General features: G+C 64.9%; 19 protein-coding genes and 1 rRNA gene. 10 read left to right on the top strand and 10 right to left on the bottom strand.

The window, feature by feature from the left end:
• Positions 1–99, top strand: a 5S ribosomal RNA gene (rrf, locus tag H1D44_RS13740); the annotation flags it as partial.
• A 139-nt stretch (positions 100–238) separates the two neighbouring features.
• Positions 239–553, top strand: a complete 315-nt coding sequence (gene sugE, locus H1D44_RS13745) for a quaternary ammonium compound efflux SMR transporter SugE (RefSeq protein WP_181515427.1) — start codon at positions 239–241, stop codon at positions 551–553.
• An 85-nt stretch (positions 554–638) separates the two neighbouring features.
• Here the strand turns inward: sugE and gdhA are convergent, their stop codons facing one another.
• A complete protein-coding gene (gene gdhA / locus H1D44_RS13750) occupies positions 639–1,991 on the bottom strand; it encodes an NADP-specific glutamate dehydrogenase (protein ID WP_181515428.1) in 1,353 nt (450 codons plus the stop codon).
• 321 nt (positions 1,992–2,312) lie between these two features.
• On the opposite strand from gdhA, the gene rlmM reads away from it, so the two are divergent.
• The gene (gene rlmM, locus H1D44_RS13755; protein ID WP_181515429.1) at positions 2,313–3,398 is read left to right on the top strand and encodes a 23S rRNA (cytidine(2498)-2'-O)-methyltransferase RlmM; all 1,086 of its coding nucleotides are present in this window, start codon (positions 2,313–2,315) and stop codon (positions 3,396–3,398) included.
• 31 nt (positions 3,399–3,429) lie between these two features.
• On the opposite strand, the gene H1D44_RS13760 is transcribed toward rlmM, so the two are convergent.
• The gene (locus tag H1D44_RS13760) at positions 3,430–3,717 is read right to left on the bottom strand and encodes an antibiotic biosynthesis monooxygenase family protein (RefSeq protein WP_181515430.1); all 288 of its coding nucleotides are present in this window, start codon (positions 3,715–3,717) and stop codon (positions 3,430–3,432) included.
• Positions 3,718–3,746: 29 nt separating this feature from the next.
• Here H1D44_RS13760 and tusA point away from each other — a divergent pair, with 29 nt between their 5' ends.
• Positions 3,747–3,998 (top strand): sulfurtransferase TusA, encoded by a 252-nt coding sequence (gene tusA / locus H1D44_RS13765; RefSeq protein WP_181515431.1) that lies wholly within the window; start codon positions 3,747–3,749, stop codon positions 3,996–3,998.
• Positions 3,999–4,024: 26 nt separating this feature from the next.
• On the opposite strand, the gene H1D44_RS13770 is transcribed toward tusA, so the two are convergent.
• The 3 genes from H1D44_RS13770 to H1D44_RS13780 form a co-directional block, all read right to left on the bottom strand.
• The gene (locus H1D44_RS13770; RefSeq protein WP_181515432.1) at positions 4,025–4,738 is read right to left on the bottom strand and encodes a hypothetical protein; all 714 of its coding nucleotides are present in this window, start codon (positions 4,736–4,738) and stop codon (positions 4,025–4,027) included.
• A gap of 143 nt (positions 4,739–4,881) precedes the next feature.
• Positions 4,882–5,946 (bottom strand): DUF3080 family protein, encoded by a 1,065-nt coding sequence (locus H1D44_RS13775; protein WP_238984538.1) that lies wholly within the window; start codon positions 5,944–5,946, stop codon positions 4,882–4,884.
• A complete protein-coding gene (locus H1D44_RS13780) occupies positions 5,918–7,366 on the bottom strand; it encodes an MATE family efflux transporter (protein ID WP_238984537.1) in 1,449 nt (482 codons plus the stop codon). The genes H1D44_RS13775 and H1D44_RS13780 overlap by 29 nt, the downstream gene beginning before the upstream one ends.
• 136 nt (positions 7,367–7,502) lie before the next feature.
• Here H1D44_RS13780 and H1D44_RS13785 point away from each other — a divergent pair, with 136 nt between their 5' ends.
• Positions 7,503–8,087, top strand: a complete 585-nt coding sequence (locus H1D44_RS13785) for an elongation factor P hydroxylase (RefSeq protein WP_181515434.1) — start codon at positions 7,503–7,505, stop codon at positions 8,085–8,087.
• Here H1D44_RS13785 and H1D44_RS13790 read toward each other — a convergent pair.
• Positions 8,045–8,896, bottom strand: coding sequence for a LysR family transcriptional regulator (locus H1D44_RS13790; protein WP_181515435.1), 852 nt, complete (start codon positions 8,894–8,896; stop codon positions 8,045–8,047). The genes H1D44_RS13785 and H1D44_RS13790 overlap by 43 nt on opposite strands.
• Positions 8,897–8,993: 97 nt before the next feature.
• Between H1D44_RS13790 and H1D44_RS13795 the strand changes: the two genes are divergently transcribed.
• Both H1D44_RS13795 and H1D44_RS13800 read left to right on the top strand, forming a co-directional pair.
• Positions 8,994–11,222 carry a dehydrogenase E1 component subunit alpha/beta gene (locus tag H1D44_RS13795; RefSeq protein ID WP_181515436.1) on the top strand — a complete coding sequence of 743 codons (2,229 nt, stop codon included), beginning with the start codon at positions 8,994–8,996 and terminating at the stop codon, positions 11,220–11,222.
• Positions 11,219–12,307, top strand: a complete 1,089-nt coding sequence (locus H1D44_RS13800; RefSeq protein WP_181515437.1) for an ACP S-malonyltransferase — start codon at positions 11,219–11,221, stop codon at positions 12,305–12,307. Before H1D44_RS13795 ends, H1D44_RS13800 begins: the two co-directional genes overlap by 4 nt.
• Here the strand turns inward: H1D44_RS13800 and H1D44_RS13805 are convergent.
• Both H1D44_RS13805 and H1D44_RS13810 read right to left on the bottom strand, forming a co-directional pair.
• Complete coding sequence (locus H1D44_RS13805) at positions 12,293–12,769, bottom strand: hypothetical protein (RefSeq protein WP_181515438.1); 477 nt, start codon at positions 12,767–12,769, stop codon at positions 12,293–12,295. The two genes, H1D44_RS13800 and H1D44_RS13805, sit on opposite strands and share 15 nt — an antisense overlap.
• Before the next feature lie 2 nt (positions 12,770–12,771).
• Positions 12,772–13,668, bottom strand: a complete 897-nt coding sequence (locus tag H1D44_RS13810; protein WP_181515439.1) for a TatD family hydrolase — start codon at positions 13,666–13,668, stop codon at positions 12,772–12,774.
• Positions 13,669–13,768: 100 nt separating this feature from the next.
• On the opposite strand from H1D44_RS13810, the gene H1D44_RS13815 reads away from it, so the two are divergent.
• Complete coding sequence (locus tag H1D44_RS13815) at positions 13,769–15,694, top strand: ATP-binding cassette domain-containing protein (RefSeq protein WP_181515440.1); 1,926 nt, start codon at positions 13,769–13,771, stop codon at positions 15,692–15,694.
• Between the two features lie 52 nt (positions 15,695–15,746).
• On the opposite strand, the gene H1D44_RS13820 is transcribed toward H1D44_RS13815, so the two are convergent.
• A complete protein-coding gene (locus tag H1D44_RS13820) occupies positions 15,747–16,199 on the bottom strand; it encodes a universal stress protein (RefSeq protein ID WP_181515441.1) in 453 nt (150 codons plus the stop codon).
• Between the two features lie 100 nt (positions 16,200–16,299).
• On the opposite strand from H1D44_RS13820, the gene H1D44_RS13825 reads away from it, so the two are divergent.
• Positions 16,300–16,836, top strand: a complete 537-nt coding sequence (locus H1D44_RS13825) for a preprotein translocase subunit YajC (RefSeq protein WP_181515442.1) — start codon at positions 16,300–16,302, stop codon at positions 16,834–16,836.
• Positions 16,837–16,841: 5 nt separating this feature from the next.
• Here the strand turns inward: H1D44_RS13825 and slyA are convergent, their stop codons facing one another.
• Positions 16,842–17,285, bottom strand: a complete 444-nt coding sequence (slyA, locus tag H1D44_RS13830; protein WP_181515443.1) for a transcriptional regulator SlyA — start codon at positions 17,283–17,285, stop codon at positions 16,842–16,844.
• A gap of 361 nt (positions 17,286–17,646) precedes the next feature.
• Here slyA and fadB point away from each other — a divergent pair, with 361 nt between their 5' ends.
• Positions 17,647–19,836 (top strand): fatty acid oxidation complex subunit alpha FadB, encoded by a 2,190-nt coding sequence (gene fadB, locus H1D44_RS13835; RefSeq protein WP_181515444.1) that lies wholly within the window; start codon positions 17,647–17,649, stop codon positions 19,834–19,836.
• Positions 19,837–19,847: the final 11 nt, after the last annotated feature.

Below are 19,847 nucleotides of genomic sequence, written 5' to 3' on the forward strand. Positions count from 1 at the left end.
GTGGGAACCACCTGACCCCATGCCGAACTCAGCAGTGAAACCGCTCAGCGCCGATGGTAGTGTGGGGTCTCCCCATGTGAGAGTAGGTCATCGTCAGGCACTTATTCAGAAACCCAGCTTCGAAAGAGGCTGGGTTTCGTCGTTTGGGGAGCCTAGAATGGTCCCGATCGCCAGCGGGACGACCCGATGGTGTGCTGCCAACCCGGGGACGGCCTCGGACCCTCAGAAGGAAATCTCAATGGCCTGGTTGTTGTTGGTCGTGGCCGGTCTTCTCGAAGTGGCGTGGGCGTTGGGCCTGAAAGCATCGCACGGCTTTACCCGGCCGCTCCCCAGTTTGCTCACTATCCTGGCCATGGTGGCCAGTTTCTATCTGCTGGCACAGGCAATGAAGGTACTGCCTGTCGGCACCGCCTACGCCATCTGGGTAGGCATCGGTGCGGTGGGTACGGTCTTGCTGGGCATTCTGATCTATGGCGATAGTGCTTCGCCGCTTCGGCTGCTCAGCCTGGTGCTGATCCTGGCCGGGTTGGTGGGCTTGAAACTGGCTTCCTGAAAGGCTTTGCGCCCTATGAGACAAGAGCCCGGCTCAAACTGAGCCGGGCTCTTGTCGTTTACGCGGCTTGCGCCGTGGCCTGGCGTTATACCACGCCCTGGTCGATCATGGCATCGGCCACCTTGCGGAACCCGGCGATATTGGCACCGAGCACGAGGTTGCTGGGTTGGTCGAACTCCGCGGCGGTTGTCGCGCATTGGTGGTGAATGTCCGCCATGATCGCCTGCAGCTTGGAATCGACTTTTTCCAGGGTCCACTGCTGCATGCTGCTGTTCTGCGCCATCTCGAGCTGGCTGGTGGCGACGCCTCCTGCATTAGCCGCCTTGCCGGGGCCATAGGCGATCCGGGCCTCCAGGAAGCGATCGACGGCCGTGGCCGTGGATGACATGTTGGAGCCTTCGCTGATGCAGTGAACGCCGTTGTTCAGCAGGGCGACGGCATCCGCTTCGGTGACCTCGTTCTGGGTGGCGCTGGGGAAAGCAATGTCCCCCTTGATACGCCAGACGGCGTGCCCATCGCTGGGATAGTCCATGGCATCGATATACTCAGCGTCGGGATGATGCTCGACGTATTCGCGCAGCGAGCTCCGCTTGACTTCCTTGAGCAGCTTGAGGGTGTCGAGATCGATACCGCGATCATGATAGATGGTGCCCCGCGAGTCGGAGCAGGTGACCGGCAGGGCGCCGAGCTGGTACAGCTTCTCGATGGTGTAGATGGCGACGTTGCCGGCACCCGATACCAGGCAGGTTTTGCCCTGGATGCTGTCCTCACGCGCCTCGAGCATGTTCTGGGCAAAATAGACCGCACCGTAGCCGGTAGCCTCCTTGCGTCCCAGGGAGCCGCCCCAGTTCAGCCCCTTGCCGGTGAAGACCCCTTCATAGCTGCCGGTGAGACGCTTGTACTGACCATACATGTAGCCGATCTCTCTGGCGCCAACTCCGATATCGCCCGCAGGCACATCGATTGTCGCACCGATATGACGATAGAGCTCGTTCATGAACGATTGGCAGAAGCGCATGATCTCGCCGTCGGACTTGCCCTTGGGATCGAAATTGGAGCCGCCTTTGCCGCCGCCGATCGGCAGCCCGGTGAGAGCGTTCTTGAAGATCTGCTCGAAGCCCAGAAACTTGATGATGCTGGCGTTGACGCTGGGGTGGAAGCGCAGGCCGCCCTTGTAAGGCCCCAGGGCCGAATTGAACTGGACGCGGTAGCCCTTGTTGACTCGGACCTTGCCGGAATCGTCGACCCAGGTCACGCGGAACATGATCTGGCGCTCGGGCTCGACGATGCGCTCGATGATGCTGTGCTGGTGATAGCGAGGCACGGTTTCGAGCACTGGGCGCAGGCACTCGAGGACCTCTTCGGCAGCTTGGTAGAACTCGCTCTGAGCCGGGCTGCTCTTTCGAAGTCCTTCGAGAGTGTCGTGTACGTATGTCATCTGCGTATCTCGATTGGAAAGTGAGTGTGCCCACTATAATTCAATGCACCATTATGCAGCAAATGCATAGGCCATGTCGGGATTAGACATTGATATGAGGCGAATTTGCTTTAAAAGCCACGAAAACTGTGCACCACGATCGAGCATTTGTGATTTTGCATAAACGGGTATCTAACGATCGGCTTGTGCCGACAGTTCTGGACAAGACTGATACCATTGGTGGCCACGGAGTTGCGGGTGAGTCCGTTGGCTGGACGAAGCGCTGGGGGCGCCGGTGAAAGCAGTTTCAGGAGAGCAGTTCTTGGTCGAGAGAAACAAGCGATGAGTCAGCCCGAAAACACGGTGGTAGCGGACCAACTGTTGTTCTATTGCCGTCCTGGCTTCGAACATGACCTGGCCGCCGAAGTAACGGGGTACGTGGAGCAGCTGGCTTGGCGAGGGCAGGTAGAGTTCTCTCCCATGCAGGGCTTCCTGCGCTTCGTCGTCGATGATGGGCGGCCGACCAATCAGCTGCATCGAGAGCTGCGCTTCGAGCGGTTCGTCTTTGCCCGCCAGAGCCTGCTGGCATTGCCACCGTTGAGCCTTGACCGGGATGACAGGCTCTCCCCCATAGTGGCTCAGGTGGTCGCCAGTGGCTGGAGTTTCGATGAAATCTGGCATGAGACGCCCGATACCAACGACGGCAAGGCACTGGCGGGTTTGATCAAGGCACTGACGCGCCCGCTTGAGTCGTCATTGCGCAAGCGGAGAGCCCTGCGACGCAAGGCCGGTGGACGCCGGCTGCACCTGTTCTGGATGGATGGGGACCGTGTGCAGTTGGGCATGAGCTTCCCCGGCAACCGCAGCGAGCTGCCCGGCGGCATCCGCCGGCTACGCTTTCCCCAGGCCGCACCCAGCCGTTCGACGCTGAAGCTCGAGGAGGCCTGGCATGAGTTCATACCGCGAGAGGAGTGGGACACTAGATTGGCAGAAGGGATGCAGGCGGCCGATCTGGGCGCAGCTCCCGGTGGCTGGACCTGGCAGTTGGTAAGTCGTGGCATGCACGTGTTTGCGATCGACAACGGCCCAATGAAGGGCGACCTGATGGCCACGGGAATGGTGGAGCACCTGCGTGAGGACGGTTTCGTCTGGGAGCCGCCTGGCCGGCTGGACTGGCTGGTTTGCGACATCGTGGACAAGCCGGCCCGGGTCACCGCCATGGTTCAGCGCTGGCTGATCCGGCGCTGGTGCCGGGAGGCGATCTTCAATCTCAAGCTACCGATGAAACGACGCTGGGAGGAGGTGCAGCGCTGTCTGGCGCTGTTGGAAGAGGCGCTGGAGGATGCCGGCGTTCGTGCCACGCTGCGCTGCCGACATCTCTATCATGATCGTGAAGAAGTCACCGTGCATGTCAGGCTGCTTGACTGAGGCGACGCTGTCGAGCCCGGCCTGAAGGCTTTCAGTAGCAGGGCTCGTAGATGCGGATCGATTCGTCGTCGGTCAAAAGCGGCAGGATGCGCTGCATCGCCCGGGCACGCTCCTCACTGGTATACCACTCATTCCAGGCGTCCAGATTGCGCCATTTCACGATCATCAGCCGCCGATCGCTGCGGCCACGCTCGACCAGAGTCTCTCCGCCCACGAAGCCCCTGGCCCCAAGCGAGTAGCGCATGGCTTCGCGGGCGGCCTCCTCGTATTCTTCTTCCAGGCCAGGCATGATACGACGTTCGATTATTATCTTGATCATCTAGCAGTTCCCTACACCGAGGTCGATCGATGAACCAAACCGCCGACTCGCAGCCTCCCTATCAGGTCGAGCTGGATACGACCGGTCTCTACTGCCCCGAGCCCATCATGCTCATGCACAACAAGGTACGCGACATGAGCTCCGGCGAGATCCTCAAGGTGGTGGCGACAGATCCGGCGACCACTCGGGATGTGCCCAAGTTCTGCAGCTTCCTGGGTCACGAGCTGTTATTTCAGCAAGAGTCGGACGGCCAGTACCTCTACTTTATCCGTTTAGGCTGATGTACTGCCACCCCTCGGTCATGTCCTCAGCGCTCGGCTTCCCTGCTGGTGTTGGGTACGACCATCATTGCCAACGCCTCAAGGGTCGAGGGGTCCTGCTCGCGGATTCGGTTGGCAATGCTTCGCTGGAAGAAGTAGACCATCCTGTGTCGGCTGTGCCCGGGGTAGAGGCAGGTGTCGCCAGGTAGTATGGGGGTCGACTGGACACGGGATTCATCCGCCAGCAGTGCTTCAACGTTGCCATCGCTGTAGAGACGCCAGCCAAAAACCTGCTTGAGCTGCCAGGGGCGTCCATCATCATCCATGCACAGGGCATGAGTGCCCAGCGTGTCGGGTATCTGCTGAATCAGCGTGATCTCGTGAGTATCTTCGTAGTCGAAGTAGGCGGCGGCATGCTCCAGCTCGCAGGCCTTGTGAGGCGGGGCGGTTTCGAGAAGCTCTTCGGTCTCGGGGTCGCGGTAGCCGACAAAGTAGCCGTGTTCAGCGTCCTCGAGCAGGTGGCAAGGGGTCAGGGTTTCCATCCAGGGCACCAGACCGACCACCTCGCCATCCTCGCGCAGCCCCCAGGCAAGGACCGGCATCCCAAAGAAAGCGTCGGGATCAGAGGATAGGCTGTAGACCATTTCGAGGCCATCGAGCTCGGGAGAGAGTCGTACCAGGCGCTGCCTGGCCTGACGCTTCTGGCGCATCGTGTCCAGGTCGATGACCCGGGCAGGGCGGGGTGACAGTGTCATACCCATGTTCCTCCCTCCAGTAATTGCATGGGCCGAGCGGATGGGTCACGGCTGCGGCAAGGCTGACGGGATCGACTCCTACCTTCTTGCAATCACCAATATCACAGAGTTGGCATCCAAGTTAAGCCTGTCGGCACCTTTTTCGTGCTTTACGTGCAGCGCTTGGTCAGGGCCTGCCAATGTTGCCGATGCTCGCTGCGTGCCTGGCGCAGGGCAGGCAGGGGGGCCTCGGGGTTCTCCAGCGAGAGCCAGGCATGGCGATAGTCATCGACCGCTTCGGGGGGCGGAACATGGCTTGCGAACAGGTCGTCGACAGCTTCGAGCCAGCGCGTGGCCAGGCTCTCCAGCTGGTCCAGCCAGGCGAATGCCGCCATGTCGGCCATCTCTTCGCTCAGTACATCGGCAGGTGAGGCAAGCGCGGTACAGCCACGCCGTGACTGGAGGTTGGCGGAGAGCAGCTCGTTCGCTTCGGTCAGGCGTCTTTCGGCAAGTACCAGGGCGCGCAGCAGTTCGGCAGTCAGGGGCCGGCTGCGCAGTGAGTTGAGGTGGTTCTCCAGCGTACTCGACGGGTGCTGCCATTCGGGGTTGAACTGGTTGAGGGTGGCTTGATGCAGCCAGGCGAGGGCTTCGAACTGCGCCTCGATGCCGCGTGTATCGCCCGGTGTCAGGGGAGAGCTGGCGCGGGAGAAGCTGCGCACCCACTCCTCCGAATCGAACAGGCTGTTCCAGCTCACCTTCGGCAGCTGCTCGGTCTTGATAAGGGTGAGCCGTTCGAGGCGCTCGAGGTTGGTGTCCGACAAGCCGTCGGGCACGTCGCTGTGCCAGCAGGCATGCAGGCGACGCCACAGTTCCAGCTCATAGATCCACTGCTGGCTAGGCGGCGCCACGCGCCCTAGCTGGTTGTTGCGGGCGGCGACCAGCTGGGTGATGTGGCACTCACGCAAGGCGTAGACGTTGAGTATGCCCTCGCGGGTTTCGGCAACCTCGAAGAGGCGCTCACTGCGTTCCGGAAAGGCGCCGATGTTGGGTGGCGCCGTCCTCTCCGGCGCCGGTTGTCCCAGGGCTTCGGCGAGCGCCCTCTGGTACTCGATGAGCTTGGCGTCACCCTGCTCACCGCCCCCGCAGCCTGTCACCAGCAATGCCACCAGCCCTGCCATCATGCCTGCCGTCAGATGGCGTTGCACTTCAGTCCAGCGGTATCTCCTGCCTGCCATGCGCGACTCCCTTGGCCCTGCGCCGCAGCCGCTCGCCGAGCAGCAGTGCCGCCACGGTGAGCCCTGCGATCAGGCCGATCCAGTAGCCATGCACTCCCAGCGGTTCGCTCCAGCCGGGCAGGCCGCGGGTGCCCAGCCAGTGGCCGCCGGCCAGCCCCACCGCCCAGTAGGCGAACAGGGTGATGACCATGATGATGCGGGTGTCCTTGTAGCCCCTCAGGGCGCCGGCCAGATTGACCTGCAGCGAGTCGGACACCTGATAGAGCATGGCCAGCAGGACCAGCGACAGGGCCAGGCGTTGCACGGCTGTATCGTGAGTGTAGAGGGCCATGACCGGCTCTGCCGTGAACCACAGCAAGGCGCTGTTGAGCAGTGCGATCAGCACCGAGACCAGTATGCCGTTCCAGGCCACCATGCGTGCCCGTTCGATCTTGCCCTGGCCCAGGGTGTTACCGACCCTGACGGTCAGCGCCATGCTCAGGGCCAGCGGCAGCATGAACAGGATCGAGGTGTAGTTCAACGCGACCTGGTGTGCCGCCACCGTCACTTCACCCAGGCTGGCGATGAACAGCGAGATCAGCGTGAACAGCGTCACCTCGACGAAGATCGCCACGCCGATGGGCACACCCACGTAGAGCAGCTCGCCGATCAGACGCCAGCGGGGCAGGGTGGGGGAGTGCCACAGCGAGACGTCGCCGTAGGCCCGTGAACGTCGCGTGTAGGCAATCATGGTCAGACACATGACCCACATGGAGAGGGCGGTGGCGATACCGCAGCCCAGCGCGCCCAGCGCCGGCAGGCCTTGCGTCCAGCCGGGCAGCCAGTCGCCGAAAAGCGCCGTGAGCCCGTCGCCGCCGTAGATCAGCACGTAGTTGCTGGGAATGTTCACCCCGAGCCCGACCAGGCTGATCCAGAGCGCCGGGCGGGTGTGGTTCATGCCGTCGGAGAAGGCGCGCAGCGCCTGGAACAGCGCGACTCCCGGCATGCCGAAGGCCACGGCCGATAGGTAGGCTGCCGAGCGACGTGCCACATCGGGGGGAACGTCCATCACACGGAAGATCGGCATCACCGTGAACCACAGCAGCAGGGCCGCCACCACGCCCAGGGCGAGGGCCACCCACAGCGCCTGATGCACGCTGGGGCGGATGCGCTCGGTGGTGCCGGCACCGAGCAGGTGAGCGACGATGGGCGTCAACCCCATCAAGGTGCCGGTCATGAACAGCATCAGCGGCAGCCACAGGCTGGAGCCCACCGAGACCGCGGCCAGGTCGGTGGCGCTGAGTCGCCCCGTCATCATCACGTCGGCCACACTCATGCCGGCCTGGGCCAGCTGCGCGCCACAGATGGGCAGGGCGAGACGTATCAGCGGCCGCGTTTCCGTGCGGCTGACGCTCAGCAGGTCGGAGAAGAACGTTGCCAAGGCAGAAGGCTCCATGCGTGTCGAAAGCCTGACCAATGCGTCAGGAGAACCGAATATGTTAGCAATATCCGGTGAATTTCGCTGTGTGGCCGACTCGCCTATACTGTCCCGCCGTTCAGCCACACAGGAAACCAGCGTGACGCATCGCCTCGAGGACGTGATCGCCCTGTTCGACGGGCTCTTCAAGGATGGTTTCAATACTCGCCTGGTGCGGGGTGGCGACGAGCCGCTCTACCTTCCCGCCGATACGACCTGCCCCTGGCACCGGGTCATCTTTGCCCGTGGCTACTATGCCAGCGCGCTGCACGAGATCAGCCACTGGTGCATCGCCGGCGAGCGGCGGCGCCAGTGGGAGGACTACGGCTACTGGTACCTGCCCGACGGTCGCGATGCCGAGCAGCAGCGCCGCTTCGAGGCGGCGGAAATGGCGCCTCAGGCGCTGGAGATGCTTTTTTCCCGCGCCTGTGGGCTGCGCTTTCACGTCAGCGTCGACAATCTGGGCGGAGACGCGGAAGTCGAGCGTGACGCCTTCGCGGCCCGGGTCACGGCCCGCGCGGCGCGCTACGAGCGCGAGGGGCTTCCCGCTCGGGCGGCGGCCTTTCATGCCGCGCTGCAGGCCTTCTACCGGCAGGGGCTCTCCCTCGATAGTGCCGTTGCTGGCGGCCTCGATATCCTGCCTCAGGCAGTACCGGCCGACTCCCACGCCTGCCTGCCGAGCTGAAGCAGCGGCTCGAGAGCGGGCATGGCCTGCCGCGCCGGATATGCCACGCCGACGGTCTGGCGAATGTCGAGTCCGCCGAGAGGCCGGCACTGCACGTCCGCATGACTGAGGATCTCCGGCCAGGCCGGCACCAGCGAAGCACCGACGCCGGCCGCTACCAGCCCCAGGGTGTATTCGATGGTGCGCAGACGCGCACGGACCTGGCAGCGCACGCCGGCATCGCTCAACGCCGATGCCAGCTGCTCCATGGCGGCGCAGGGCTGGCGCCAGATGAACGGCAGACCGTCGAGGTCGCTCAGGGGCACCGTCGGCTTTAGCCCCAACGGGTGGCCGCCGGGCAGCGCCAGCAGGTAGCTGTCGTGCCAGATGGGCTGAAACGCCTCGCCGGGTGCCAAATCCTGCTCGCCGATGATGCGGGCGTCGCAGCGTTCCTCGGGATTGACCAAGGTCAGCGCCAGGTTATCGCCCTGACCGATGTACTCCTTGAGCAGTGCCGTCATGCGGTTGGCCCCGAGCGAACGCATCAGGCCCAGGCGCACCGGCGTTGCGGGCGCTGGCGTGCGGAACAGCCGGCCGATGGCGTTGAGGTCTTCACTGACCTGACGCGCCAGAGGGTAGAGCCGGTGACCCTCTTCGGTCGGCGTGATGCCGCGCCGATGACGCTCGAACAGCGGTGTCCCCAGGCGCTCCTCCAACTGTGCCAGCGCCGTCGAGATCGAGGGCTGGGCCACGTGGCAACGCCGGGCGGCGGCGCTGATCGAGCCGCCCTCATAGGCGGCGATGAAGTAGCGCAGGCTGCGAATATCCATAGGAGCAGTCTATATCTGGGGCAGGATATCGATATTATCGCTTTGCCTGCCTGGCACGCTAGGCTAGAGACACACCCAGTCCTTGCCTGGAGCCAGCATGGTGCTCGAACCCCTACCCCAAGAGCAGCGTTTCTTCACCGCCCTGCGCAGCGGCGACTGGCCGACACCGGACCGCGACTGGTCGCTAGAGGAGGTCGGGCTCTCTGCGGCGGATCTAGCCGAGCTATTCGAAACCCAATTGATGAGTCGCCACCTTGACCTGCATGCCCGGCGCCTGCAGGCCCGCGGCGAGGCCTTCTACACCATCGGCAGCGCCGGTCACGAGGGCAATGCCGCCATCGCCCGCGCCTTTCGTGCCACCGACCCTGCCTTTCTGCACTATCGCGATGCCGCCTTTCTGATCCAGCGCAGTCGCGGTGTGCCGGGGCAGACGCCGCTGTGGGATCTGCTGCTGAGCTTCGCCGCCTCGGCAGATGACCCGGTCTCCGGCGGGCGACACAAGGTACTGGGCTCGAAATCGCTGCATGTCCCACCCCAGACCAGCACCATCGCCTCGCACCTGCCCAAGGCCGTGGGGGCCGCCTATAGCTTCGGGCTGTGGCGGCGGCTGGGCGGTGGCGGCGAGTGGCCCGCCGACGGCGTGGCGATCTGCAGCTTCGGTGACGCCTCGTTCAACCACTCCACCGCCCAGGGCGCGCTCAACGCCGCCGGCTGGGCCGCCTACCAGGGCACGCCGATGCCGCTAGTGATGGTCTGTGAAGACAATGGCATCGGGATTTCCACGCCCACGCCCAACGGCTGGGTCGAGGCCAGCATGCGCTCGCGCCCCGGCTTCCATTACCTGGCCTGCGACGGACTCGACCTGCTCGATACCTGGCGGGCGGCCACAGAGGCCGAACGCATTGCCCGGCGCCGCAAACAGCCGGTATTCTTGCACATGCGCTGCGTGCGGCTCTACGGTCATGCCGGCTCCGACGCGCAGCAGGCCTACCTCTCTCCCACGCGGATCAAGGCCGACGAGGCCCGCGATCCGCTGCTGGTCACGGCGGGGCTGCTCGAGCGCCACGGCGTGCTCGGGCGCGACGCCATCGCCGCGCTCTACCGCTCGGTGGCCGAGCGGGTCGCGCACGTCGCCGAGGAGGCGATCCGTCGGCCCAAGCTCGAGACAGCCGAGCAGGTGATGGCGAGTATCGTGCCGCCATCCCGACCCGGCCGTGCGCGGCCTTGGCAGGGCGAGGTGGAGCCCACGCTGGCGCCGATGGCCAAGCTGTTGAATCAAGCGCTTGCCCGTCTGATGGAGAGCCATCCGCATCTGGTCATGGCTGGCGAGGACATCGGTCGCAAGGGCGGCGTCTACGGCGTCACCCAGCGCCTGCAGGCGCAGTTCGGGCCGCACCGGGTGATCGACACCCTGCTCGACGAGCAGAGCATCCTCGGGCTCGGCATCGGGCTGGGGCAGAACGGCCTGATACCGATACTCGAGATCCAGTTCCTGGCCTACCTGCACAACGCCGAGGACCAGCTACGCGGCGAGGCGGCCACGCTCAGCTTCTTCTCCAACGGTCAGTACACCAACCCCATGGTGGTGCGCATCGCCGGGCTCGGCTACCAGAAGGGCTTCGGCGGCCACTTCCACAACGACAACGCCATTGCCGTGCTGCGCGACATCCCCGGGCTGCTGGTGGCCTGCCCGTCGAACGCCGCCGATGCCGTGGGCCTGCTGCAGGAGGCGGTGCGCCTGGCCGACGAGGAGCAGCGGGTAGTGGTGGTGATCGAGCCCATCGCGCTCTATCACACCCGCGACCTGCATGAAGAGGGCGATCAGCAGTGGTGCTTCGCCGACCCCGGGGCCGGGCATCGCCTGGCGCAGGGGGCGCTCGGCCAGTGGGGCGAGGGGCGCGAGCTGGCCATCGTCACCTACGGCAACGGGGCCTACCTCTCGCGTCAGGCGGCGGCAAGGCTGGAGGCTCAGGGCGTGCGCTTGCGCATCGTCGACCTGCGCTGGCTGACCGCCATCGACCACGACGCCGTGTACCGCCGCGTCGCCGAGTGCGACCAGGTGCTGGTGGTGGACGAGTGCCGGCGCAGCGGCTCGCTTAGCGAGGAGCTGATCACCGCACTGGTGGAACGCGGCATGCCGAGCGACCGACTGCACCGGTTGACCGCCGAGGACAGCTTCATCCCGCTGGGGCGGGCGGCCACGGTCACGCTGCCTTCGGTGACGGCGATCGTCGAGCAGGCGCTGCGCCTCGCCGCGCCCGGAGCGCAGGAGGGGGCAATGACACAGACACCAGGCAAGGCGACGGCAGGGAGCGACACCCCATGAGCCAACGGCAGGCTAACGAGCCCCGGAGCGGCAGCCGCGAACGGCTGCTGATCGTGTGCCCCGGTCGCGGCACCTACAACGCCGCCGAGTGGGGCACTCTAAACCGGCTGGCGGGCGGCAGCGAGTGGCTGGCACGCTTCGACGCCATGCGCCGCGAGGCCGGCATGCCGACGCTCACGGAACTGGACGGGGAGACACCCTTCCGCCAGAGCCTGCACGGGCGCGGCGAACACGCCGCCCCGCTGATCTATGCCTGCGCCTGGGCCGATCTGCTGGCCATCGACCGCGAGCGCTACGAGGTGGTGGCGGTGACCGGCAACTCCATGGGTTGGTACATCGCCCTGGCGGCGGCAGGCGCCCTGGGACCCGATGAAGCGCTGCGCCTGATCGGTAGCATGGGGCTGCGCATGCAGAAAACCCTGGCCGGAGGGCAGGTCATCTACCCCTGGGTCGACGAGGAGTGGCGGCCGGACTGGACGCTCCGCCGGGAGCTGCTGGGGCTGATCGCGCGCATCCACGGCCGGGACGGGGCGGAGCTCCATCTCTCCATCGACCTGGGCGGCATGCTGGTCTTCGGCAGCAACGAGGTGGGGCTGGCGAGGCTGAGCGAGGCGCTGCCGCCCCGCGAGCGGTTTCCGCTGCGGCTGCACCAGCACGCCGCCTTCCATACGCCGCTGCAGGAGGGAGTGAAGCGCGAGGCGCGCCGCGAGCTGGCCAGCCTGCCGCTGCGCTCACCCGAGGTGCCGATGATCGACGGCCGCGGCCATGTCTGGACACCCTGGAGCACCGACCCGCAGGCACTATGGGATTACACCCTGGGTGAGCAGCTGGTCGCGCCCTACGATTTCACGGCGGCGATCCGGGTCGGTGTGCGCGAATTCGCGCCTGACCGCATCGTGATTCCCGGCCCGGGAGCGACCTTGGGCGGGGCCACGGCCCAGGCGCTGATTCAGCTCGGCTGGCAGGGGTGGAGCGACAAGAGCGCTTTCCAGCGCGGCCAGGCCGAGGAGCCAAAGCTGCTGTGCATGGGCCTGGCGGAACAGCGCGAGTGGCTGCTGGCTCGGCGGGAGTCACTCGCCGTTTAGGCGCTGATGCAGATGCAGCATCACTTCCACTTCGTGCTCGGGCCGCATCGGCTCGAGCCCCATTTCACCGAACAGCTCGTTGCGTGCGCGGCTCCACTCACCGGCTAACAGAGCGGGATAGAGGCTCTCGGCCGGCGCCAGCTCGACGAAGGGATCGATGCCGTAGGTGTCGAACAGTCGCGCCAGGGCGGCTTCATCTCCGCTGATGCCGGCGGTGAACAGGGTGGCGTTGAAGTGGTCGTTCTCCAGCTCCCGGATCACGTCGAGCGGGCTGGCGCCGAAGCTGTGCAGCTCCTCCAAGCTGTAGCCGCTGAGCTCGTTGAACTCATCGTCGAGCCAGTCGTCGTCCGGCTGTATCAGCGTGTGCTTGATACGGCCGTCGGGCAGCGCCCAGGCAATGGCCAGGGGCAGGTCGCTGTCGTTGCCGGTTTCCACGGCAATGAATCCGGGCATGTCGGCCATCTTCAAGACTCCTTCTGCTGGGCATGGCCTGTTGGTGTCGGTCCCTCGACTGACGATAGCCGAAAGAAGGCACGTGCAGTGTCGCTGGTGGCTTGGGCGAGCTCTCCCTCGCCGTAGCCGCGCCAGTGGGCGATCTCGCGCACGATCCACGGCAGCAGGGCAGGCTCGTTGCGCCTGCCCTTGAGTTTGGCAGGTAAATCGCGCGGTAGCAGGTAGGGGCAGTCGGTTTCCACCATCAATCGCTCGAGGGGGATCTCCTTCACCAACTCGCGCAGGTGATGGCCGCGGCGCTCGTCGCAGATCCAGCCGGTCAGTCCGATGTGCAGATCCAGGTCCAGGTAGCCGTAAAGGGTGTCGCGGTCGGCGGTGAAGCAGTGAACGACGGCATCGGCGATGTCGTCGCGCCACGCCTTGAGCATTTCCCGCATGCGCCTGCCAGCGTCGCGCTCATGGATGAACAGCGGTTTGCCGCTTTCCACTGCCAGGCCCAACTGAGCCTCGAAGGCTCGCTCCTGCTCCTCCGGGGTGGAGAAGTTGCGGTTGAAGTCGAGGCCGCATTCGCCCACGGCGACCACCTCTGGCCGCCGGTGAAGGTCACCCATGGCGGCGGCAAGCCCGCTGTCCCAGCGGCTGGCGTCGTGGGGATGCACGCCGGCGGTCGCGTGCAGTCCTGGGTAACGCTGAGCCAGCGCCACGGCCTGTTCGGCATGGGCGAGATCGGTGCCGGTGACGATCAGCGTCGTGACGTTGGCCGCCCGAGCCCGGCGCAGCACCGCCTCCAGATCGTGGGCGAAGCTGTCGTGGGTCAGGTTGGCGCCGATATCCACCAGCGGGGCAGGCGAATGAAAGCGCAGTGCCTCGGGCAGGAAGTCGTCGAAAGTGGCGTCGGTATCAGCCAATGGGAGCGCTCCTTTTTCAGATGCTGGGCATTGTAACCAAAGCCACGGCGGGCCAGCCATGCGTTACACTAGCGGCCTTGATGAATCGAGAGGTGAACGCGTGACCCTGCTACGTCTGGAACGCCTGCAACTGGCCTACGGTACCCATGTGCTGCTCGACGGCGCCGACCTGGTGCTGGAGAAGGGAGAGCGTCTCGCCCTGGTTGGGCGCAATGGGACCGGTAAGTCGACGCTGCTCAAGCTGGTGGCCGGGGATATCCTGCCCGACGATGGTGCCATCTGGCGTGCGCCGGGGCTGAAGATCGGCGTACTGGAGCAGGATCTGCCCTCCGCCTCGGGCGAAACCATTTTCGACGTGGTGGCCCAGGGACTGCCCCAGGCCGGCGAACTGCTGGCCGAGTACCACCACCTGGTGCAGGCGGCCGAGCCCGACATGAAGCGCATGGCGACCCTGCAGAGCCGCCTCGAAGCCATCGATGGCTGGTCCTTCCACCAGCGCATCGACGTGGTGCTGACCCGGCTCGGGCTGCCCGCCGACGACCCGATGAGTTCGCTCTCCGGTGGTTGGCGCCGGCGCGTGGCGCTGGCCCGGGCTCTTGTCGCCGAGCCGGACCTGCTGCTGCTCGACGAGCCCACCAACCACCTGGATCTCGACACCATCGCCTGGCTCGAGGAGCAACTGCTCGATTTCAACGGTGCGGTGCTATTCATCACCCACGACCGCGCCTTTCTGTCCAGGCTGGCCACCAGCATCCTCGAGCTCGATCGCGGTCGGCTGGGGCGCTACCCGGGTGATTATGGCAAGTACCAGGAGCAGAAGTCCCATGAGCTCGAGGTGGAGGCCCGGGAGCACGCCGAGTTCGACAAGAAGCTGGCTCAGGAGGAGGCCTGGATCCGCCAGGGCATCAAGGCACGGCGCACCCGCAACGAAGGCCGGGTGCGCGCCCTGGAGCAGCTGCGCCGCGAACGTAGCCAGCGCCGCGAGGTGCAGGGCCGGGCCAGCTTCGGTGTCGACAGCGGCGAGCGCAGCGGCAAGCGGGTCGTCGAACTGTCTGGCGTGACCCATCGCTTCGGCGGCGAGACGATCATTCATGACCTTTCGCTGGAGATCCAGCGCGGTGACCGTATCGGGCTCATCGGGCGCAATGGGGCCGGCAAGACCACCCTGCTCAAGATCCTGCTCGGTGAACTCGAGCCCAGTGAAGGCAAGGTGCAGCTGGGCACCAACCTCAAGATTGCCTACTTCGACCAGCTGCGGGCCGGGCTGGAGCCGGAAAAGAGCGTATACGACAACGTCGCCCAGGGCAGCGACCGCGTCACGGTGGGTGGCAAGGACAGGCACGTCATCAGTTACCTGCAGGACTTCCTGTTCACCCCGGAGCGGGCACGGCAGCCGGTCAAGGCGCTCTCCGGCGGCGAGTCGAACCGCCTACTGCTAGCCAAGCTGTTCACCCAGCCGGCCAACGTGCTGGTGCTCGACGAGCCGACCAACGACCTCGACGTCGAGACCCTGGAGCTGCTCGAGGAGCTGCTGCTCGACTTCGACGGCACCCTGCTGCTGGTATCCCACGACCGAACCTTCATGGACAACGTCGTTACCGGCGTTCTCGCCTTCGAGGGCGACGGCATGGTGCGCGAATATGTGGGAGGCTACAGCGACTGGGTCCGCCAGGGCGGCAAGCTGCCGCCGGCACCCTGGGAGGGGGCGGCGCGCCAGCAGGTCGAGCCGACTGCGGCGGCAAGTGAGAAGCCGAGTGTTGCCGCTCCCAAGCCCACAGTGGCCGCAAAAAAACCCGCCAAGCTCTCCTACAAGCTGCAGCGGGAGCTCGATGCACTGCCGGCCGAGATCGAAAGGCTCGAGGCCGAAGTGGCAGAATTCGAGGCGCGGGCCGGTGACCCTGCCTTCTATCAGCAGGAAGCGGGGCTGGTATCCGAGGTGCTACAGGCCATGAGCGACAAGCAGGCCGAACTTGATGCCGCCATCGAGCGGTGGATGGAGTTGGAAGCCATGGCGGCGGGGGAGTGAGACCCCCACATCCCTGTGGGGCGTCGAGCGCAGTAGATAAACAGGGTTTCCGCTACTCGGCGCTTTCGCCTTTCTTCCCCACCCGTACGGCGAGCACGTCACACTGGGCGCCGTGCAGTACCCCGGTGGAGGTGGAGCCGAGCAGCAGGGCGAAGCCGTGCCGGCCATGGGAGCCCACCACGATAAGGTCGACGCCGTGTTCCTGGGCGAAGCGGTGGATCTCGGTATCCGGCATGCCCACCAGCACGTGCTGGTCCTCCTTGGCCACGTGAGGATCGGCGATCTCCGAGAGACGCTGCTTGGCATGCTCGTCGAGCTGATCCTGTATGCTGGTGAGATCCATGGGAATATCACCACCGTAGGCAAAGCCCAGCGGCTCGAGGGTATGCATGATCGAGAGCTTGGCCTGGTTGCGTTCGGCAATCTGCACGGCGCGCTCCAGGACCTTGTGGGAATCCTTGGTCAGGTCGACGGCGACCAGGATATGGCGGTACTCATTGCTCATGACGGGGCTCCTGCGTAACGGCGTGTGATCGGTGATGCCTTCACTCTAGGACGGCTGGTGAGCCAAGACAACGACTTGCATCAAGTATCAGGAGAAACCGATGGTATGGCTAGTCATAATAGCGGCGATACTGCTGATGATCGCGCCGGTGATGTGGCTCAAGCCCAGTGCCCGGCAGCGCCGTATTGCCCCCCTGCGTAACGCGGCGGCCAAGGCGGGCATCAAGGTGGTGACGGAAAAGCCACCGCTGCACGGCATCTCGACCCCGATGCCGGGCTATCGCTGGGCATATCCGGCGGACGCCCCCGGGCCGCGCTTCCTGCTGGTCAGGGCGAGCGAGGCCAGCGCTGTGCTAAAGCCTTGTGCGGCGGACTGGCGCTGGCGCATCGAGCCGCTGCGCTCATTGCCTGAAGCCGCCTGGTTGCCGCTTGAAGCGCTGCTGACACGGTTGCCACAGGATGCGCTGGTCGTGGAATCGAATGAGTACGCCATCACTCTGTGGTGGTGGGAATCACAGACGGCGGAGCGTTTCCTGACCTATGTCGACGACTTCCGCCAGCTGCGCAATGCACTGGCCGGTCATGCCGACCAGGCGGGAGGCAAGCGTGCATTCGGGACAGGAGCCTTGCCCGAGTAGCGCGCTCAGCCCTCGCTTTCCCGCGCCTGGATCGCCAGGCCGTTGTTCTCGATATGTTCCAGCAACGTATCGAGCTGATGGAGCTCTTCCTCGCTGAGTCCCGCCAGCATTTCCCGCCGGGCCTGGGTCACTACCTCGTCGATCTGCTCGAGCAGCGGGTCCGCCGCTGCCGTGAGAAATACACGCTTGGTGCGGCGGTCCTGTTCACAGGGACAGCGCTCTATAAGGCCCTGCTCCGAGAGCTGGTCCAGCGTACGCACGAGGGAGGGCGCTTCTACACCGATTGCCCTTGCCAGGTCGCACTGTGGCTGACCATCGCCAAGGTGCCAGAGGTGATACAGCGTGATCCAGCGCGTCTGGGTCAGGCCAAGCGGTGCCAGGCGTCGATCGATGATGGCTCGCCACAAGCGGGGCAGACGGGACAGCCGGAAGCCGATGTTCTGGTGCATGGGACTCCGCATTATCGTTGACTTTGCCGAATTGTCCGGACCCCTTGCGTGTAATGCAACTTGTCGCGCACGTAAATCGGCTCGTGAGCGTTTGATTAACGCGCTAATCATAGGTTCCCTTTCTGGCATCTGGGGGAGAGGGATACTTGTCATGGCTGCGGTGCGTTCGGCTCTGTGCAACGGAGGCACTATGCTGACATCCAGTTCGTGGCGGGTTTCAGCTTAAGCGGCAGGCTCGAGGGGCACAAAGCGTTCACCAGGGCTTGACGCGCCGGCTGGAGTAAACCAAGCTCTGTGGAATCAAACGGCCGTATGAAACTTGGCACTCCTCCAACGCCAACCTCTGTGTGGAGATTCGTGGATGATCTATCAAGGCAACGCCATCACGGTGGCCCGCGGTAACAAGAACGGGGGCGACAATGTCGCCATGCTCACCTTCGACCTGAAGGATGAATCCATCAACAAGCTGTCCAGCGCCGTGGTCGCCGAACTCGACGAGGCCGTGCAGGCGATTCGCGCCGAAAGCGGCCTCAAGGGGCTGGTGATCGGCAGCGCCAAGGAAGCCTTCATCGTCGGTGCCGACATCACTGAATTCCAGGCCATGTTCGGCAAGGGCGCCGACTTCCTGGAATCGATGCTCTTGAAAGTGCACGACATTTTCAATGCCATCGAGGACCTGCCGTTCCCCACGGTCACGGCGATCAACGGTTTGGCCCTTGGCGGTGGCTGTGAGGTCACCTTGACCACTGACTTCCGGGTCATGGGGGACAAGGCCAAGATCGGCCTGCCCGAAACCAAGCTCGGCATCCTGCCCGGCTGGGGTGGCTGCGTGCGCCTGCCGCGCATGATCGGCTCGGATAACGCTGTCGAGTGGATTGCCGGCGGCACCGAGAATCGTGCCGACGCCGCGCTCAAGGTCGGGGCGGTGGATGCCGTGGTGCCGAACGATCAGCTCGAGGCGGCGGCGCTGGACATCCTGGCGCGTGCCAATGCCGGTGAGCTCGACTACCAGGCGCGCCGCGCCGAGAAGACCGGCCCGCTCAAGCTCAACGCCATCGAACAGATGATGGCCTTCGAAACCGCCAAGGGTTTCGTCGCCGGCAAGGCCGGGCCGCACTATCCGGCACCGGTCGAAGCGATCAAGGTGATCCAGAAGGGCGCCGGTGAGGAGCGCACCCGGGCACAGGCCATCGAGGCCAAGGCCTTCGTCAAGCTGGCCATGACCGATGTGGCCTTCAACCTGGTTGGCCTGTTCATGAATGACCAGGTGGTCAAGAAGAAGGCCGGCAAGTTCGAGAAGCAGGCCAAGGCGGTCAGGCAGACCGCCGTGCTGGGCGCCGGCATCATGGGCGGTGGTATCGCCTACCAGAGCGCCTCCAAGGGCACGCCGATCCTGATGAAGGACATCAAGGAGGAGGCCGTCGAACTGGGGCTCAAGGAGTCGCGCAAGCTGTTTGCCAAGCAGGTGGAGCGGAAAAAGCTCACCACCGAGCAGATGGCCGAGAAGCTGACCCTGATCCGTCCGACGCTCTCCTACGGCGACTTCGGCCACGTCGATCTCGTCGTCGAGGCGGTGGTGGAGAACCCCAAGGTCAAGGATGCGGTGCTGACCGAAGTGGAAGGCCGGGTGAGCGAGGGCACTATCCTCACCTCCAACACCTCGACCATCTCGATCACTCGCCTGGCGCAGAACCTCAAGCGCCCCGAGAACTTCTGCGGCATGCACTTCTTCAATCCGGTGCACCGCATGCCGCTGGTCGAGGTGATCCGCGGCGAGAAGACCGGCGACGCCGCCGTGGCCGCCACCGTGGCCTACGCCCGGGCCATGGGCAAGACGCCGATCGTGGTCAACGACTGCCCCGGCTTCCTGGTCAACCGTGTGCTCTTCCCCTACTTCGGCGGCTTCAGCCTGCTGGTGGAGCAGGGCGCCGACTTCCAGCGGGTCGACAAGGTGATGGAGAAGTTCGGCTGGCCCATGGGCCCCGCCTACCTGCTCGACGTGGTGGGCATGGATACCGCCGTGCATGCCGGTGAGGTCATGGCAGAAGGCTTTCCCGAGCGCATGGGCCAGATGGGCGGTGACGGCACCAAGAGCGCCATCCAGGTCATGTACGAGAACGAGCGCCTGGGCCAGAAGAACGACAAGGGTTTCTACGCCTACGAGGAAGACCGCAAGGGCAAGCCGAAGAAGGTCAGCGACGACAAGGCCTACGAGCTGGTCAAGCAGGTGGCGGTCGGCGAGAAGGAATTCTCCGATGAGGACATCATCGCGCGCATGATGGTGCCGCTGTGCCTGGAGACGGTGCGCTGTCTCGAGGACAACATCGTCGAGACGCCGGCCGAGGCCGACATGGCGCTGATCTACGGCATCGGTTTCCCGCCGTTCCGCGGCGGCGCGCTGCGCTACATCGATGCCATGGGCGTGGCCGAGTTCGTCAAGCTGGCCGATGGCCTGGCCGAGGAGCTGGGGCCGCTCTACGCCCCCACCGACAAGCTGCGCCAGATGGCCGAATCCGGCGAGCGTTTCTATCCCAGCCAGGCCCAGGGCTAATCCACCACGAG

Source organism: Billgrantia kenyensis (assembly GCF_013697085.1).
In the GTDB taxonomy this organism is placed as follows: domain Bacteria; phylum Pseudomonadota; class Gammaproteobacteria; order Pseudomonadales; family Halomonadaceae; genus Halomonas; species Halomonas kenyensis.